General features: G+C 40.7%; 22 protein-coding genes. 11 read left to right on the plus strand and 11 right to left on the minus strand.

Going from position 1 to position 15,985, the window contains the following annotated elements; genetic code table 11:
- Positions 1-100: 100 nt before the first annotated feature.
- Genes F3G91_RS07030 through glmM form a run of 6 tightly spaced genes read right to left on the minus strand, consistent with a single transcriptional unit; the run spans position 101 to position 3,237 of the window.
- Positions 101-646, minus strand: a complete 546-nt coding sequence (locus F3G91_RS07030) for an HI_0983 family protein (RefSeq protein ID WP_021087019.1) — start codon at positions 644-646, stop codon at positions 101-103.
- Between the two features lie 9 nt (positions 647-655).
- Entirely contained in the window at positions 656-1,090 is a 435-nt protein-coding gene (locus F3G91_RS07035) for a HemJ family protein (protein WP_004317437.1), read from the minus strand.
- A gap of 9 nt (positions 1,091-1,099) precedes the next feature.
- Positions 1,100-1,276 (minus strand): SHOCT domain-containing protein, encoded by a 177-nt coding sequence (locus tag F3G91_RS10440; RefSeq protein WP_223227857.1) that lies wholly within the window; start codon positions 1,274-1,276, stop codon positions 1,100-1,102.
- A gap of 6 nt (positions 1,277-1,282) precedes the next feature.
- On the minus strand, positions 1,283-1,462 hold the full coding sequence (locus F3G91_RS10445; protein ID WP_223227840.1) for an NINE protein: 180 nt from the start codon (positions 1,460-1,462) through the stop codon (positions 1,283-1,285).
- Positions 1,452-1,904, minus strand: coding sequence for a signal peptidase II (gene lspA, locus F3G91_RS07045; RefSeq protein WP_149701111.1), 453 nt, complete (start codon positions 1,902-1,904; stop codon positions 1,452-1,454). Before lspA ends, F3G91_RS10445 begins: the two co-directional genes overlap by 11 nt.
- Positions 1,897-3,237 carry a phosphoglucosamine mutase gene (gene glmM, locus F3G91_RS07050; RefSeq protein ID WP_149701112.1) on the minus strand — a complete coding sequence of 447 codons (1,341 nt, stop codon included), beginning with the start codon at positions 3,235-3,237 and terminating at the stop codon, positions 1,897-1,899. The genes lspA and glmM overlap by 8 nt, the downstream gene beginning before the upstream one ends.
- 157 nt (positions 3,238-3,394) lie before the next feature.
- Between glmM and rpsT the strand changes: the two genes are divergently transcribed.
- From rpsT to F3G91_RS07070, 4 genes are all read left to right on the plus strand, one after another.
- Positions 3,395-3,664, plus strand: coding sequence for a 30S ribosomal protein S20 (gene rpsT / locus F3G91_RS07055; protein ID WP_004317319.1), 270 nt, complete (start codon positions 3,395-3,397; stop codon positions 3,662-3,664).
- Positions 3,665-3,678: 14 nt separating this feature from the next.
- Complete coding sequence (gene prfA, locus F3G91_RS07060) at positions 3,679-4,746, plus strand: peptide chain release factor 1 (protein ID WP_107797478.1); 1,068 nt, start codon at positions 3,679-3,681, stop codon at positions 4,744-4,746.
- A gap of 310 nt (positions 4,747-5,056) precedes the next feature.
- On the plus strand, positions 5,057-5,476 hold the full coding sequence (locus F3G91_RS07065; RefSeq protein ID WP_149701113.1) for a TOBE domain-containing protein: 420 nt from the start codon (positions 5,057-5,059) through the stop codon (positions 5,474-5,476).
- Between the two features lie 358 nt (positions 5,477-5,834).
- Positions 5,835-7,400, plus strand: coding sequence for a flavocytochrome c (locus tag F3G91_RS07070; protein WP_149701114.1), 1,566 nt, complete (start codon positions 5,835-5,837; stop codon positions 7,398-7,400).
- Positions 7,401-7,427: 27 nt separating this feature from the next.
- On the opposite strand, the gene F3G91_RS07075 is transcribed toward F3G91_RS07070, so the two are convergent.
- Positions 7,428-7,661, minus strand: coding sequence for a winged helix-turn-helix domain-containing protein (locus tag F3G91_RS07075; protein WP_149701115.1), 234 nt, complete (start codon positions 7,659-7,661; stop codon positions 7,428-7,430).
- Positions 7,652-8,017: a diacylglycerol kinase gene (locus F3G91_RS07080; RefSeq protein WP_149701116.1), complete on the minus strand. Its 366-nt coding sequence runs from the start codon at positions 8,015-8,017 to the stop codon at positions 7,652-7,654. Before F3G91_RS07080 ends, F3G91_RS07075 begins: the two co-directional genes overlap by 10 nt.
- A gap of 53 nt (positions 8,018-8,070) precedes the next feature.
- On the opposite strand from F3G91_RS07080, the gene F3G91_RS07085 reads away from it, so the two are divergent.
- Positions 8,071-8,829 carry an exodeoxyribonuclease III gene (locus tag F3G91_RS07085; protein ID WP_149701117.1) on the plus strand — a complete coding sequence of 253 codons (759 nt, stop codon included), beginning with the start codon at positions 8,071-8,073 and terminating at the stop codon, positions 8,827-8,829.
- On the opposite strand, the gene F3G91_RS07090 is transcribed toward F3G91_RS07085, so the two are convergent.
- The gene (locus F3G91_RS07090; protein WP_149701118.1) at positions 8,826-9,383 is read right to left on the minus strand and encodes a manganese efflux pump MntP; all 558 of its coding nucleotides are present in this window, start codon (positions 9,381-9,383) and stop codon (positions 8,826-8,828) included. The genes F3G91_RS07085 and F3G91_RS07090 overlap by 4 nt on opposite strands.
- Before the next feature lie 108 nt (positions 9,384-9,491).
- Between F3G91_RS07090 and F3G91_RS07095 the strand changes: the two genes are divergently transcribed.
- Positions 9,492-10,241: a DUF4197 domain-containing protein gene (locus F3G91_RS07095; protein ID WP_149701119.1), complete on the plus strand. Its 750-nt coding sequence runs from the start codon at positions 9,492-9,494 to the stop codon at positions 10,239-10,241.
- A complete protein-coding gene (locus F3G91_RS07100) occupies positions 10,238-11,116 on the plus strand; it encodes a DMT family transporter (protein ID WP_149701120.1) in 879 nt (292 codons plus the stop codon). Before F3G91_RS07095 ends, F3G91_RS07100 begins: the two co-directional genes overlap by 4 nt.
- On the opposite strand, the gene F3G91_RS07105 is transcribed toward F3G91_RS07100, so the two are convergent.
- Positions 11,113-11,838, minus strand: a complete 726-nt coding sequence (locus F3G91_RS07105) for a class I SAM-dependent methyltransferase (RefSeq protein WP_149701121.1) — start codon at positions 11,836-11,838, stop codon at positions 11,113-11,115. The two genes, F3G91_RS07100 and F3G91_RS07105, sit on opposite strands and share 4 nt — an antisense overlap.
- Before the next feature lie 46 nt (positions 11,839-11,884).
- Here F3G91_RS07105 and F3G91_RS07110 point away from each other — a divergent pair, with 46 nt between their 5' ends.
- Complete coding sequence (locus F3G91_RS07110) at positions 11,885-12,277, plus strand: acyl-CoA thioesterase (RefSeq protein WP_149701122.1); 393 nt, start codon at positions 11,885-11,887, stop codon at positions 12,275-12,277.
- Here F3G91_RS07110 and F3G91_RS07115 read toward each other — a convergent pair.
- On the minus strand, positions 12,268-12,627 hold the full coding sequence (locus tag F3G91_RS07115; RefSeq protein ID WP_103651825.1) for a Fur family transcriptional regulator: 360 nt from the start codon (positions 12,625-12,627) through the stop codon (positions 12,268-12,270). The genes F3G91_RS07110 and F3G91_RS07115 overlap by 10 nt on opposite strands.
- Positions 12,628-12,772: 145 nt before the next feature.
- On the opposite strand from F3G91_RS07115, the gene F3G91_RS07120 reads away from it, so the two are divergent.
- The 3 genes from F3G91_RS07120 to F3G91_RS07130 are packed head-to-tail and all read left to right on the plus strand — an operon-like array spanning position 12,773 to position 15,977.
- Entirely contained in the window at positions 12,773-13,702 is a 930-nt protein-coding gene (locus tag F3G91_RS07120) for a metal ABC transporter solute-binding protein, Zn/Mn family (RefSeq protein ID WP_149701123.1), read from the plus strand.
- A 2-nt stretch (positions 13,703-13,704) separates the two neighbouring features.
- Positions 13,705-15,198, plus strand: coding sequence for a nickel/cobalt transporter (locus F3G91_RS07125; protein ID WP_149701124.1), 1,494 nt, complete (start codon positions 13,705-13,707; stop codon positions 15,196-15,198).
- Positions 15,195-15,977, plus strand: a complete 783-nt coding sequence (locus tag F3G91_RS07130) for a metal ABC transporter ATP-binding protein (protein WP_103620814.1) — start codon at positions 15,195-15,197, stop codon at positions 15,975-15,977. The genes F3G91_RS07125 and F3G91_RS07130 overlap by 4 nt, the downstream gene beginning before the upstream one ends.
- Positions 15,978-15,985 lie beyond the last annotated feature (8 nt).

The following is a 15,985-nucleotide window of genomic DNA, read 5'->3' on the forward strand; positions in this document are numbered from 1 at the left end:
GTTTTTCTTATCATATAACTATTCGTTTTATTTTTAGATAAATTTGTTAAGTCTGGTTTTAAAATTTGAGTGCAAAGGCTAAATTTACACTCAAATTTCTTTATTTGCTGATGATTTGGGGGAAAGGTGTGGCTAGAGCTTTTTTGCTAAAGTCTTGCGACTCGATCGTGAAATTTGTAGCAAATCTTTGAATGCCCTCTTTTTTATAAGCACGCCTTTGGATAGTAAAAAGGACTAAATTTCCGCCCTGTTTGGTGTAGCGATATATCGAGTGCTCGGCTGTTGGAGTGCCATTTAAATTTGAAAATATCGTGATATCAAGATAAATTTCATTTGCGAGCGAGCCCTTTTTATAAGCTACTTTTAGCCCTTTTGCCTTTAGCTCTTTTAGATCATTTATCTTTTGCTCGACTGCTTGCTCTGGTGTAGCGTCAAATTTAAGGGTATTTAGCGAGAGCATATAGCTAAAACTATCTAGCTTTTCGCCAGGGAGCAAGTACTCCTGCGTGAATAAATTTGGCACAGGCTTGGCTGAGCTTGCTAGCGAGTAGAGTCTGTTGTCAAATTTTATCTGCATCGGCTCAAAGTACTGAGTAGCTGCGAGCAAGAGTGCTGGCAAAGCGATAAATGCTAAAAATTTCTTCATCAAATTCCTTTAAAATGGATTTACTATCATGACCCAGATGATGATGAGCATCGCGATAGTTGGCACTTCGTTGTAAGCTCTAAAGAAGATGCCACTTTTGTTACAGCGTTTCTCCTTAAGCTGCTTCATGTAGCGTCCAAGGTCTAGGTGATAGATAGCCATTAAGATGACAACTAAAATTTTGACATGGATGTGGCCAGTTTTTATAAGATCAGGCATAGCGATAAGTATCAATATGCCAGTGACAAATGAGCCAATGAGCGCTACCCAGCCGATGTAGTGATACATCTTATACTCCATCACCTCAACCACCTTTACAAAGTCTGGCTTGTCCATATTTTCTACGTGATAAACGTAGAGCCTTGGCTGATAAAACAGCACTGCCATCCACGAGATGAAAAACAAATAGTGGAGGTATTTTAAGTAAAGATAATATTCTGCCATAACGTCTCCTTATCTAAAAAGTATCTCTTTTCTAGCTTCAAATTCAGCCTTGCTGATCGCACCACTCTCAAAAAGCTCGTAAAGCCTTTTTAAGTCGTCCTCTTTATCTTTTAGTTTTACTCTCTCTTTTAGCTCGGCCTTTTGTAAATTTTTCTCGACATAAGCGCCAACTAAAAATGCATCTATAAGCCACTAAATGCCCCAAATAGCTAAGAATGGTATGCCTATAATGAAATAAAGCGTAGCATACCCAACGAAAAATAACCCCATCATCAAAAAGCCAGTGATAAATTTACCAAGGTAAATTCTATGCGCTCCAAGCCAGCCAGTAAGTAGCCAAAGCGCGTATGCGACGTAGATATTATTTCCCACTCTCTCTCCTTTTTCTAAAACTTTGCCAAAGTATCATCACGACGCAAAGATCGATCATCACATCAGCGAAGTTAAAGACCGCAAAGTTAAACCACTTATGCCAAAAGACGTAATCCACGACGCCGCCATGGATAAATCTATCTGTGATATTTGAGCTGCCAGCTCCTAGTAAAGCTCCAAGCCAAATGGCATGCGAGCAAAGCAGCTTTTTTTCAACGACTAGATAGACAAAAACGCCTAAGATAAGGGCAACTTGTATAAATTTCAGCCACTCATCTAAAAAGGCAAACATCGAAAATGCAACGCCCTTATTATATGTAAGAACTAGCGAGAAAAACTCGCCCTCCCACGAAAAACCATCTATAAATATCATTTTTATCGCTTGATCAACGATAAAAATGAGAAAAAACGCAATGAAAAATTTAACCAAATTTCTACGCATTTAGGGCTTTTACAAAAAATTTCTCAACTTCATCCATGCGTTTTTCAACTAAAGTTTGATTTTTGCCCTCAAGCAAAAGTCTGATCAAATTTTCAGTGCCAGAGTATCTAAAGAGCGATCTTATGCCCTCTTTTGCAAGGCTAGCCTCAAGCTCTTTTAACCCCTCTATCTTATCAAGCGGCTTTTTCTCTGTGATCTTTAAATTTAGCAAAATTTGCGGATACGGCTTTAGCTCGCCAAAAATTTCACTAGCTTTTTTGCCTTTTTTAAGCATCATCGCAACGACTTGCATCGAAGTAACAAGGCCGTCGCCAGTCTTGGCGTAGTCGTTAAAAATGACGTGTCCGCTTTGCTCGCCGCCAAAATTTATGCCATTTTCTTTCATCATCTCAAGCACGTATTTATCGCCTACGTTTGAGCGAAGTAGCTTGATCTTGCGAGCTTTTAGATAGTCATCAAGCGCGGCGTTACTCATCACCGTAGCCACGATGGCACCGCCTTTTAGAGTCTTTTGCTCGTGCAAAAATGCAGCTAGTGAGCCAAGTATCGCGTCGCCATGCACAACTTCGCCGTTTTCATCGACAACGACAAGCCTATCAGCATCGCCGTCAAATGCAAAGCCGATGTCAGCACGAAGTCTTTTTACCTCGCTTGCTAGATCTTCTGGGTGAAGCGCGCCGCAGTTTTGATTGATATTGCTACCATTTGGCTCGTTGTTTATGACGATGACATCGGCTCCAAGCTCGCTAAATACAGTTGGTGCGACCTTGTAAGCAGCTCCATTTGCCACGTCTAAAACTACTCGTAAATTCTTTAAATTTAACTCTTTTGGGAATGAATTTTTGATCTGCACGATATATCTGCCGATAACATCGTCGATCCTCTTGTTTGCGCCGATCTCTGTCATCGTCTTTTGGGCGTTTGCGATGAGCTCGTCGTCGTAGAAAATTTTCTCTATCTCAGCTTCTATCTTTTCATCTAGCTTGTTGCCAAAACTATCAAAAAATTTGATGCCGTTGTCGTAATATGGGTTGTGTGAGGCGCTTATCATTATGCCAGCGTCACAGCGCATATTTTCTGTTAAAAATGCGATCGCAGGTGTTGGCATAGGGCCTATTTGAAGGACGTTGTAGCCAACCGCAGTAAGTCCCGCGACGATGGCAGTTTCGATCATATAGCCGCTTTTTCTAGTATCTTTTCCAACCAAAATCACATTTGTCGCTGAGGTCTTTCTAAAGTAAATTCCAGCAGCCATTGCAAGTCGCATAGATGTTTGAGCTGAAAGCTTTTCGCCAGCCTTACCACGAACTCCGTCTGTTCCAAAAAGTTTCATAAATTTATCCTTTTTATTATAAAATGGTGCTATTTTATCAGAAATTATCAAATTTAAAATCTAAAATTTTATTTGTTTTAAAGCTGACTTAAATTCAGTTACAATTAAATATATTTTTCATATAATCACGGACTAAAATTATCAAAAAAGGTATATTATGGCAAACCATAAATCTGCTGAAAAAAGAGCTAGACAAACTATAAAAAGAACAGAAAGAAACAGATTTTACCGCACTAGACTTAAAAATATCACAAAAGCAGTGCGCGTAGCTGTAGAAGCTAAAGACCTAAATGCTGCAAATGAAGCTTTAAAAGTTGCTAACAAAAGCATTCACAGCTTCGTAAGTAGAGGCTTTTTGAAGAAACAAACTGCTGCTCGCCGCGTTAGTCGCCTTGCTCAATTAGTAAATACTCTAAAAGCTGCTTAATCTATTAAATTTTAATGTTTGCTGATAAACTTCATCCATTTTTGGATCGCTATGATGAAATTTCTGCGCTTCTAAGCGATCCAAATATAGCAAACGATATCGAAAAGATGACAAAGCTCTCAAAAGAGCAATCATCTATCGAACCAGTCGCAACTGCTGCAAAAAAATATCTACAAATTCTAAACGACATCGAAGAGAATAAAGCCTTACTTGAGGACTCTGAGCTTGGCGAACTTGCAAAAGATGAGCTTAAAAATTTAGAAATTTCAAGAGAGAAGCTTGAAGAAGAGATCAAAATTTTGCTTCTTCCAAAAGATCCAAACGATGATAAAAATATATTTTTAGAAATTCGCGCAGGCACCGGTGGTGACGAGGCTGCACTATTTGTTGGAGATCTTTTTAACGCTTACATCAGATATGCAGAGCTTCGTGGATATAAATTCGAGATCGTTAGCCAAAGCGAGGGCAATACTGGCGGGTTTAAAGAGATCATCGTGCTTATAAAGGGCAAAGGCGCTTACTCTAGGCTAAAATTTGAAGGTGGCACACATAGGGTTCAGCGCGTGCCAGAGACTGAGAGTCAGGGCAGGGTGCATACCTCGGCTGTGACTGTGGCTATCATGCCAGAGGTTGAAGATAGCGAGATCGAGATCAACCCAAATGATATAAGAGTTGATGTTATGAGAAGCTCGGGTCACGGCGGTCAGTCGGTAAATACAACTGATAGTGCCGTTAGGATCACGCACATACCAACTGGACTTGTTGTCACAAACCAAGATGGCAAGAGCCAGCACAAAAACAAAGAAGCCGCGATGAAGGTCCTAAAAGCTAGACTTTACGAGATGCAAGAGCAAGAGAGACTTGCTAAAGAGACTAGCGAGCGCAAGAGTCAAGTCGGCACTGGAGACCGCTCAGGCAGGATAAGAACTTATAACTACCCGCAAAACCGCATAAGCGATCACCGCATAAATTTAACACTTTACCGCCTTGATGCGATCATGGCTGCAGGATTATTTGACGAGATCATCGAGCCGCTTATCACGCACTATCAAGCTGAAGCGATGCTTGAAGCTGGCATCTAAGCGCAAAATTTATAAATTCTCGCCAAGTCATTAAAAATCAAATCTACAAACTAAGATCTAAAGTCATCTGATCTTGAAACGATCTTAGCTTGTCTGTTTTATAATAAAAAATAATATTTACTTATATATTTTTTCAAAAATAATTTAAATTAAATTTTTAGATTTTAGTTCATTTAATGCGATATTTTGGGCTTTGGTAAATTATAAATCTTTACTTGTGATATTAAAAAATTTTATTAATTGATCATAAGTTTGCACTAATAATAATACTCTATAATACCCAAACATTAAATCAAAATAAGGAGAAAATATGTCACTAAGTGCAAGAAATCAACTAAATGTTGAGATATCAGAAGTAAGAACAGGTGCGGTAAATTCGCTAATCGCTGGCAAAATCGCAGGTGGCGAGGTGCTAAAAGCAACTGTAACAGTTGATAGCGAGAAGAGCCTTGATCTTAAAGTTGGCAAGCAAGCTATATTTTTATTCAAAGCTTCAAGCGTTATCGTTTCAAAAAATAACCACATCAAGCTAAGCGCTACAAACCAAATCAAAGGCGTTGTAAGTGAGATAAAAGACGGCGCTGTAAATGCTGAGGTTATCATCGATGCAAATGGCAGCAAAATTTCAGCTGTTATCACAAAAGAGTCAGTAAACGGCATGAGCCTAAAAGTTGGCGACGACGTAACTGCGATCATCAAAGCAACTCAAATCATAGTTGGCGTAAAATAATTTTTCGGAGCAAATTTGCTCCGACTCTCTCTTTAAACTAATATTTTAATTTAAGCTAATACCCAAAATAAACCCAAATTTCCTTTATAAATTTAGTCAAACAAAAATTTGATTAATATTTATTTTCCTCAAATTTAAAAAATAAATTCTCAAAACTTTATGCTAAATTTACTTTAAATGCCAATTTTATGTAAAACTAAAGTCAAATTTGGATAAAAATAGTGTCAATAAATATTACCAAAGTCCGCCCAACTCGTACTTAGCTTTAATCAAATTTAATTTAAAAAATTAATTAGCAAATTTTAATAAAAAAGTCGTATAATCTAATAAGCAATTATCTTACTTCAAAGGAGAGAGCATGAAAAATTCAGGTTTATCTAGAAGAGATTTTGTCAAATTTAGCGCTATCGGTGCTACGGCACTAGGTATGGGCGCAACAAATTTAATGGCCAGCGCGATGAACGAAAAAGATGTCAAATGGGACGAGGAGTATGACGTAGTCATCATCGGCTCAGGCTTTGCAGCTCTTGCAGCAGGTGTGACATCAGCTAAAAAGGGCAACAAAGTCGTCTTGATCGAAAAGATGGGCCGCACAGGTGGCAACTCTGTCATCAACGGCGGTATCTTTGCCGTTCCAAATAGCGACATGCAAAAGAAAGCTGGCATCAAAGATAGCACCGAACTATTTATCAAAGACTGCTTGAAAGCAGGCCGCGGCATCAACCACGTTGATCTTTTGGCAAAGATCGGCGAGAGGGCGCAAGATGCTTACAAACTCACACTTGATTGTGGTGCAAAATATATCGATCAGATCACTCACGCAGGCGGTCACTCAGTGCCAAGAAGCCTTCAAACAGAGGTCGGCAGTGGCGCTGGCATCGTGCTTCCTATGACTGCGACATTTGAAAAATTAGAAGGCGCGTCGATCAAAAAAAGGACAAAATTTGATGATTTTGTCTTTGACGACAAGGGCGCAGTTGTGGGCGTCATCGTCAGAGAAAACTACAAATTTGATGGCAATTTGATGAGTGATGATGTCGAAAACAAAGGCGGCGATACAAAATATATAAAAGCCAAAAAAGGCGTCGTACTAGCAGCTGGCGGCTTTTGTAGAGATAAAATTTTTAGGCGCCTTCAAGATCCAAGGATCACGCCTGAGACAGACTCGACAAACCAACCAGGCTCAACAGCAGGCGCGCTTTTAGCGGCATTTAGAGCGGGCGCTTATCCAGTTCAGCCAAGCTGGATCCAGTATGGCCCTTGGGGATGTGCCGATGAGACAGGCTTTGGCGTGGGATCTATGTTTAACGTAAATGGCTCTTTTCCATTTGGAATTTCAGTCAATCCAAGAACTGGCAAACGCTATATGAACGAGCTAGCTGACCGCAGGACAAGAACTGAAGCGATGTTTAAAGTCATCCACGAAAAAGGCGAAGATGATAAAAACTTCCCTATCAACTTCTGCGACTCAAGAGCCCTTCCTCACATGCTACCAGCTCACTATGAAAAGGCTATCGCAGCTGGAATTTGCAAGAAATTTGACACACTTGATGCTTTGGCGGCTGAGTATAAGATCCCAGTTGAAGAGCTCAAAAAAACAGTCGCAAGATACAACGAATTTGTCAAAAAAGGCGTTGATGAGGACTTTGGCAAGCCAGTTGTTGAGACTACGACAAAGGGCATTGATATCTCAGTCCCGCCATTTTACGCAGAGCGTGGCACGCCAAAAGTTCACCACACAATGGGCGGCCTAAATATCAACACAAAAGCCCAAGTCATGAACTCTCAAACAGCTATGCCTATACCAAATTTATATGCAGCTGGCGAGATCACAGGTGGCGTTCACGGAGCCAGCCGTCTAGGATCAGTGGCTATAACTGATTGCTTGACATTTGGTATGATCGCTGCTGAGACTATCGGCTAGAAAGAGGTGGCAGGCGCTTGCTTGCCACTATAAATTTTTAAATCTATAAACCCCGTTTTTTACTCGCTCAAAAATTTTCTTCTCTTCAAGTAGCTTAAACGTGCTTATCACGGTTGGTTTGCTTACATTTAGCCTTTCGCAAATTTCTGAAATTTTAAGCACGATAAAGCCATTTTCATCGCTTAGCTCGCAAAGTAAATTTATGATCTCTACCTTTTTCTCGCCAAGAAGCGCCTTGTAAATTTCTTTGTCTAGCCCCAAATTTTATATCCTATCGCCACGCACCAAAGCGCGCCACATAAGAAATTTGCGATCATCACGGCAGCACTTCCAGCGTCTTTTGCTGCCTTTGCTAGGGTGTGATAGTCTGGGCTCGCAAGGTCTGTTATGCGCTCAATTGCTGAGTTTAAGCACTCGCAAACTAGCACAAATGCCATGCTAAAGATCAAAAAAAGATTAAAAATAAGGTCAAATTTCCAAAAAAATAGCGAGATCGTAGCTATCAAAAATATGCAAATTTCTATGCGAAAGCTCTTTTCGTTTTTAAAAATTTCAGCCAAACCCTCTCTTGCGTAGCTAAAATTTTTAAAAAATTTATACGTTGGCTGGTTTCTCATAACTTTCCTTTTTGTGATTTTTGGCATAATTATAATTAAAAAAAGGATGAAATTTGAAACTTATTAGCTGGAACGTAAATGGGCTGCGCGCAGTGGTGGCAAAAGATGGCTTTGGCTGGCTTGATGAGGTTAGGCCTGATTTTTTGGGACTGCAAGAGATCAAGGTCAAAGAAGATGACGTGCCAAAAGAAATTTACAACCTTGGCTTTAAAGATATAAGTGTAAATTCAGGCGCAAGAGCTGGTTACTCTGGCGTGATGAGCCTTGCTAAATTTGATGTGCAAACGCAAAAAGCGGCCTTTTTTGACGACACGGAGGGGCGAGTTTTGGAGCATAGATTTGATGATATCGTGCTTTTTAACATCTACTTTCCAAACGGCCAAAAGGATGACGAGAGACTAGCTTACAAAATGGACTTTTACGAGAAATTTCTAGCTTACTGCAAAGAGCTTGTAAAAAGCGGCAAAGAGGTGATATTTTGTGGCGACGTAAATACCGCTCACCGCGAGATAGACCTTAAAAATCCAAAGGCAAATGCCAAAACTTCAGGCTTTTTGCCTATCGAGCGCGCATGGATAGATGAGGTGCTAAAAAGTGGCTTTATAGATACCTTTAGAGCCGTAAATGGAGACGTTGCGGACGCTTACTCGTGGTGGAGCTACCGCTTTAACGCAAGGGCGAAAAATGTTGGCTGGAGGATTGATTATTTCTTTATCTCGCAGGGGTTAAAAGATAGGCTAAAAGACGCCTTCATCCTGCCAGAGATCATTGGTAGCGACCACTGCCCAGTTGGCATAGAGATAGAAATTTAGAGTACTCCCTCTTCTATCAGGTGGGTGATTAGGATTTTAAAGCCTAGAAATATAAGTATCGCTCCGCCTAAAAAAAGCGCCTTTTTCTCTAAAATTTTGCCCATAAATTTACCGATGTAAAAGGCGGCTAGGCTTAGCACAAAGCAGACTACGCCGATGATGAGCGCACTTTCAAATATACTAACCGCTTCAAAGCTAAGCGTGACACCAATGGCAAGCGCGTCGATGCTCGTGGCAAATGCACCTACAAAAATGGTCTTAATATCCATACTTAATGACTCGCCCGCCCCGCTGCTACAGGCCTCTTTTAGCATTTTAAAGCCAAGAAAACAAAGTATAAAAAATGCTATGAAGTGATCGATAGAGCTTATAAATTTAGCAAAGCTAATGCCTAGAAAATAGCCAAGAAGCGGCATGAAAAACTGAAAAAAGCCAAGCATAAAAGCTATAAATAAAATTTTGCTAAAGCCAAGGCTTTTATACCTTGCGCCGTTTGCCATATTTAGCGCTGCGCTATCCATGCTAAGAGCGAAGCTAAGAAGTAGAAGTTGCATAAATTCCCCTCAAAAAAGGGTGAATTTTAGTGCAAAAATATTAAATTTATTTTAAGCGTTTAGATATTTTTTGTATGATTTTGCTTTAAATTTAAAAAAGGAGAGAAGATGAAAAGATCTCTTGTTATTATTTGTGGCGCGCTTGCTTTAAATTTACAAGCCGCAAGCATGGATGATATGATAAATAAAGGCGTCAAAATCGCCACTCACGCATCAAGTGGCGACTATAAAAGCTTAGTTAGCGAGGCGCTAAATGCCGCTGTTGGCGAGCTTTCAAAAGAGGGCTTTATAAACAACGCCACAGCTAAAATCCCGCTTCCAAAAAGCCTTGAGATGGCGTCAAATTTAGCCAAAAAAGTGGGCGGCGAGAAGTGGGCGCAGGACCTTAGCAAGTCGATAAACAACGCTGCAACCACGGCCGTGCCAAAGGCTGCTGAAATTTTTAGCGAGAGCATAAAAAATATGAGCGAGGCAGACATCAAAAAGCTCTTTAATGGCGGCAGCGATAGCGTTACGAAGTATTTGCAGCAAAGCTCCAGCCAAAAGCTAAAGGCGGCATTTACGCCGATAATTGAGAAAATGATGAGTGACAATAGCTTTGCAACAGCCTATAATGGGCTAAATTCTTTCATCGGCGGCTCAGTAAAAAACAACGAAACGATAAAATCAGTCAAAAGCCTAGCTAAAAATTTAGGCGCAAGCGAATATGTGCCAGATGATGGCGAGGATCTAAACGCCTATATCACGAGAAAGACGCTAGATGGGCTATTTAACGTGATGAGCGAGAAGGAAAAGGGGCTAAGAAGCGGCTTTAGCCTAGATAGCGGCAAAAAGGTGCTTGACTCGATCTTTAAATGAGAAATTTAAGCGCTCAAAACAAAGCTGACATCGCTCTTATCGTAGTTGCCATCGTTTGGGGCGCTACGTTTTTACCCATGGCAAACGCGCTAAAGACAAATGGCGTCTTTGTCATGCTCTTTTGCCGGTTTTTTCTCTCGGCTATCTTTATGGGCTTTGTCGCGCTTAAATTTACTAAGAAATTTGACAAAAAGAGCGTCATCTACGGGCTTATCCTTGGAGCGGTGCTTTTTTTGTCATTTGTCACGCAAACTTACGCTCTAAAGCTCACATTTAGCTCGAGTGTCGCCTTTATCACGGGGCTTGAGTGCGTGATAGTGCCTTTCATGGCGGCTATCTTTTTTAAAAATAAGATAAGCATTTTTGCCATTTTGGGCGCTATGATCGCTATTTTTGGGCTTTGGCTCTTAAGTGGCGCCACGCTAGCACTTGGGAGCGGCGAGGCACTAGCGCTTGTTTGCGCGATATTTTACGCACTTTATACTACGCTAAATGGCCACTTTGTAAGAAAGAGCGAGCTTTATTTGCTTGTCTTTGTGGTCTTTCTTACAAATGCCCTGCTTTCGCTTGTTTTCGCGCTTTTTCAGGGCAGTATCGTGCCAAAATTTGATAGGGAATTTTTCATAGCGATATTTATCACGACTGTGATTGGCACCATATTTTGCTACTTTGTGCAAACGATCGCTCAAAGATACACGACCGCTAGCAAGGCGGCCCTATTTTTCTGCCTAGAGCCAGTCTCTGCTGGGCTAATAGGCTACTTTTTTGCAGGTGAGATACTTAGCGTCTGGCAAATTTTTGGAGCCATGCTCATCATCTTTGGCGTCATTTTTAGCGAATTTGGCAAGCAAATTTGCTCTAAATTTAAGCTCTAAAAGACAAAAAGCTTCATTTGCGACTCTATTTTCTCATCTATAAACTCGCCCTCAAACCTCTCTTTTAACATCGCTAAAACCATCTTTTCATCGTAGTTTTTAGCTCCATTTATCTCAAGGTGCCAGCAGATATTTTCAGCTGCTTCTTGCACGCTTCGTCTAGCGATCCTAGTCTCATTTAAAATTTGACTCTTAAAAGCGATGCCTTGCTCATTTAGCCACGCTTCAAGCCTATCTACTACGTTTTTTTGAGAGAGCACGCGGCCAAATTTTTCAAAAAATGGCTCAAGTAGATCAGAGCTTCTAGGCTTGTCCCAGCCAAGATAGAGCTTTTTCTTGGCGCAGTTTTGAAATTTAGCAAAATCTTCATCGCTTGCAATGGCCGGGCTCATCGTGCAAATGGCGATATCAAAGTGTCTAAGGGGCTTAAATTCTCTCCACGAGCAAACCTCGCTGGTTAAATTTGTCACGCCAAATCTCTTTGCGTCCTCGTTTAAAATTTCTATCATCTTTTCTGAGCTATCGATGCCAGTTATATGCTTAGCCGTTTTTGATAAAAATATGCTCCAAACGCCTGTGCCACAGCCGATATCTAAAATTTCTTTGCCGTTAAAGTCTATCCCCCAAGCCAAGGCTTTACCATAAATTTGCTGCTGGATAGCGCTGATCTTGCCGTCAAATCTTTGGTAGTTTGACGCCTTTTTATCCCATAAATTTTGCATTTTAGCTCCTCTTTTTTGGTTATAATTTTAGCAAAAAAGGTCAAAAATGAGAGATTTTATATATCACGTCACCATCCCGCCACAAGCTATCGACATGCACGGACACATGAATAATGTCTATTATTTCACGCTTATGCAAGAGGCTGCATTTGCTCACTCTGCCGCAGTTGGCGACACGGTCGAGGCGCAGTATAAAAGGGGCGAAATTTGGCTCATTAGAAAAAATGAAGCAAAATATATAAAAAGCGCAAAGCTGATGGACAAGATAGAAATTCACACCTACACGCAGACTGAGGGCAAGGCGACATCTTGCAGATATTTTGAGTTTAAAAAAGATGGCGAGCTAATAGCCTCAGGCAAGACAGAGTTTGTCTATATCGACCTTGAGAAAAACCGTCCAAAGGCGATCCCAGCTGAGATCATCGCACTTTACTCGTGACCGCACTCGTCGCAAACGCCCTTTATCACGGCACTTTTTATATTTTTAGCGACGTTTAGGTGGGGCATATCGATGTTTGTTACTTTGTGGCAGACGTCGCAGATGAAGTAGGCTTTGGCTTCATTTGCCAGCTCGTAGTAGCTCTTGTGGTTGTTTTCGGTTTTTATCACGAGGTTTTCTTTTTCAAAAATTTCCATACTTCTATAAAAGGTCGTCTTGTTTGCGTCAAGGCTCTCTAAAATTTCGTCGTAGCTTAGCGGCGTTTTGGCGTTTTGTAAAATTTCAACAAGCTTTATGCGAAGCGTCGTAGCCTTGATATTGTGCTCTTCTAAGAAATTTCTCGCGTTCATCTTTGCCCTTTTCATTTTTCGTATATTAACGCTAAAAGATTTAAACTATATTTAAAAGAAAAGGCTAAATTTAGGCATTTGCTTTTTAAGTTGCAACCAAGTTGCATTTTGCTAAACTTCGCAATTATTTTTTAAAGGAGAGATAATGAGAAAAATTATCGTTTTTTTAGCTGTTTGTGCTTTGTCTCTTTTTGCAAAGCCAGTTGTGACTACTAGCATACTGCCAACGAAATTTTTTGTCGAGCAGATCGCTGGAGATACGCTAGATGTAAATGCGATGGTTGGCAAAGGCGCTGATCCACACACATATGAGCCAAAACCAAAGCAGATGAAGGAGCTTGAAAAGAGCGAGCTTTACTTTGCTATCGGCATCGAGTTTGAGGACGCGTGGCTGGATCGCTTTTCAAAGACATTTAAAAATTTACGCATCGTAAAGACGCAAGATGGTATCGAAAAGATCGCTATGAGCGAGGAGCATGAACATGAAGAGCACCACGAGCATAAGCACGAGGGCGAACATAAACACGAGCACCACGACCATGGCGATCATAAGCACCATGACCACGAGGGAGAGCACCATCATCACCACGACGGCCTTGACCCACACATCTGGCTTGACCCTATCCTAGTAAAAACTCAAGCTGATAACATCGCAAAGGCGCTAATAGAGAAATTCCCGCAAAATGCAAAGCTTTATGAGGAGAATTTGGCTAAATTTAAAGCTAGCCTTGATGAGCTTGATGGCTTTATCAAAAATGAGTTAAAAGATGTCAAAACTCGCGAATTTATCGTATATCACCCATCTTGGGGCTACTTTGCAAAGCGCTATGACCTAGAGCAGATCGCTATCGAGGTCGAGGGCAAAGAGCCAAAGCCAGCTGAGCTAAAAGAGCTTATAGAAGAGGCTAAAGAGCACGGTGTAAAGGTCATTTTCGTAGCTCCACAGTTTCCAACAAAGGCTGCAAATTTGATCGCAAAAGAGACTGGCTCAAAGGTCGTCATGATAGATCAGTTGCCTGAAAACTGGTTAGCCGAGATGAAAAAAACGGCTGAAATTTTCGCTAAAAGTCTATAAAAATGTTAGCACGCCTGATCGTCATTTGCCTACTAGCCATAAATGCTTTCGGGTGTGCTCTATGCTCGCTTTATAGCCCCACAGCTCACGTTAGCGCGAAATTTGTCGCACACGAAAATAACATCACACAAATAGCCTTTACTTGGACATTTTCGCAAAATTTCTCAGACCTGATGAAGCAAAATTTTGACCTCAATCAAGATGAAAAGATAGACGAAAAAGAGCTTAGAAAGATCCGTCTAAATTTACTCGACTACCTCGTGCCAAGGCACTATCTAACGGACATTGAGTATTATTACAAAGACGAAAACGCCACTAAAATCGAGCCAAATTTAAACGAATACAAGCTCTACTTTGACGAGGGCAGGCTTAAATTTGACGTGAGTTTTAAAACAAATTTAGTGGTCGCTGACGGACTTGTCGTGTCGGTTGATATGGAGGACAAAGAGGGCTATTTTAACTTCAAATTCACGCAAAATAACGCATTTTTAGTTGGTAAAAGCTTCTGGGCGATACCAAATTCAAACTCAAATTTGATATTTTTTACATTTTCAGGCAAAGAAGCAGCCAAAGCTCACAACCAAAAGCCAGCGCTTAAAGAGCTGCTAAAAGAGCCAGTAGTAGGCGCGAGCGATGAGAATTTAAGCCAGATAGATAAGATCGACGAGGCGAAATTTGACATCGTCTCAAAAACTAGCCTAAGTTTGCTTGATAGGCTAAAGCAAATTTTAAGAAGCGTGGATTATAAAAGTCCGCTTGCGCTGCTATTTTTAGCGTTTATCTCATTTGGCTATGGCTTCTTGCACGCTGCTGGAGCAGGCCATGGCAAGGTGCTAACTAGCTCATATTTTGCCGCAACTGGAGGCAGTTACAAAAGGGCGTTTTTATTTGCACTAAAGATCGGCTTTTTGCATGTCGTGGGCGCATTTGTCTTTGTCTTTGCTAGCTTTTTACTGCTTCGTGAAGTAAGCAGCGACCTCACAAAGGACACTGCTAGCATAACGACCGCATTTTCTGGGGTTGTGATCTTTTTTGTGGCGATTTTTATGCTCATTAAAAAGATCAAATTTTATCTCTCAAACAAAAATGAGACTAAATTTTATATTTTTAGATCAAATCTAAGTCAAAATTTGAGTAAAAATACAAAATTTAAAAGTGAATGTGGCTGTCAAATTTGCTCAACCAAAAAGCCAAAGAGCAAAGAGGAGTGGCTAGTAGCGGCCGCTGCGGCTCTTGTGCCCTGTCCAGGCACGATCTTAGTCTTTGTGCTGGCAAATGAGATAGGCAGCTACTTTGCAGGCGTGATAAGTGGCCTGTTTATGGCGCTTGGCATGAGTGTGGTGATATTTGTAGCGGCAGTTTTTGGCTCAAAGATCAGCACGAACATTAAGCTAAAAAAGTTTAAAATCTACGCAGAATTTGCAGCCCTTGGCATCATGCTTTGGCTTGGACTTTTCATTTTTGTCACGACATTTACGCAAAAGAGCCTGTTTTGAAAGATATTATAAAAATTAGAAATTTAAACTTTAGCTACGATAAACAAGTCGTTTTAGAGGGTATTAACTTAGACTATAGTAGCGACGAGTTTTTAGCGATAATTGGCCCAAATGGTGGTGGCAAAAGCACGCTTTTAAAGCTCATTTTGGGTCTGCTTAAGCCTCAAAGTGGCGAGATCAAACTCTTTGGCAAAGAGCCAAGCGAGGTAAGTAAATTTATAGGCTACGTGCCGCAAAATTTCTTATCAAATCAAAGCTTTCCGATGATGGTTTTAGAAGTCGTTTTGATGGGGCTAATCGATAAAAAAATCTTTGGTTTTTACTCAAAAGATGAAAAAGCCCTAGCGTTAAGTGCTCTTGAGAAGGTCGGTATGAGGGAGTTTGCAAACGCGAGGATCGGCGAGCTAAGTGGCGGTCAAAGGCAGCGCGTCTATATCGCTAGAGCGCTTTGCGCAAATGCAAAAGTACTCATCTTAGATGAGCCAACAGCCAGCATCGACACAAAAGGGCAGGCTGAAATTTATGAAATTTTAAAGGGCATAAACGCAAATGGCGTGGGCGTGGTTTTAGTCAGTCACGACCTAAATATCGTGCTAAATTACGCTACAAAGATCGCTTATGTGAGTAAAAATTTACACATTCATAAAACGCATGAAAATCTTGCAAAGAGAGAATTTATCGAGCATCTAGCTAGAACACATAGCCATTTTTGTGATGTCGAGATCGCACTTGGCGAGTGTGGCTGCGAAAAAACAAAGAGCAATGTTTTTAAATTTTAAAGAGAGAA

Source organism: Campylobacter concisus (genome assembly GCF_902460715.1).
Classification (GTDB): Bacteria; Campylobacterota; Campylobacteria; order Campylobacterales; family Campylobacteraceae; genus Campylobacter_A; species Campylobacter_A concisus_AK.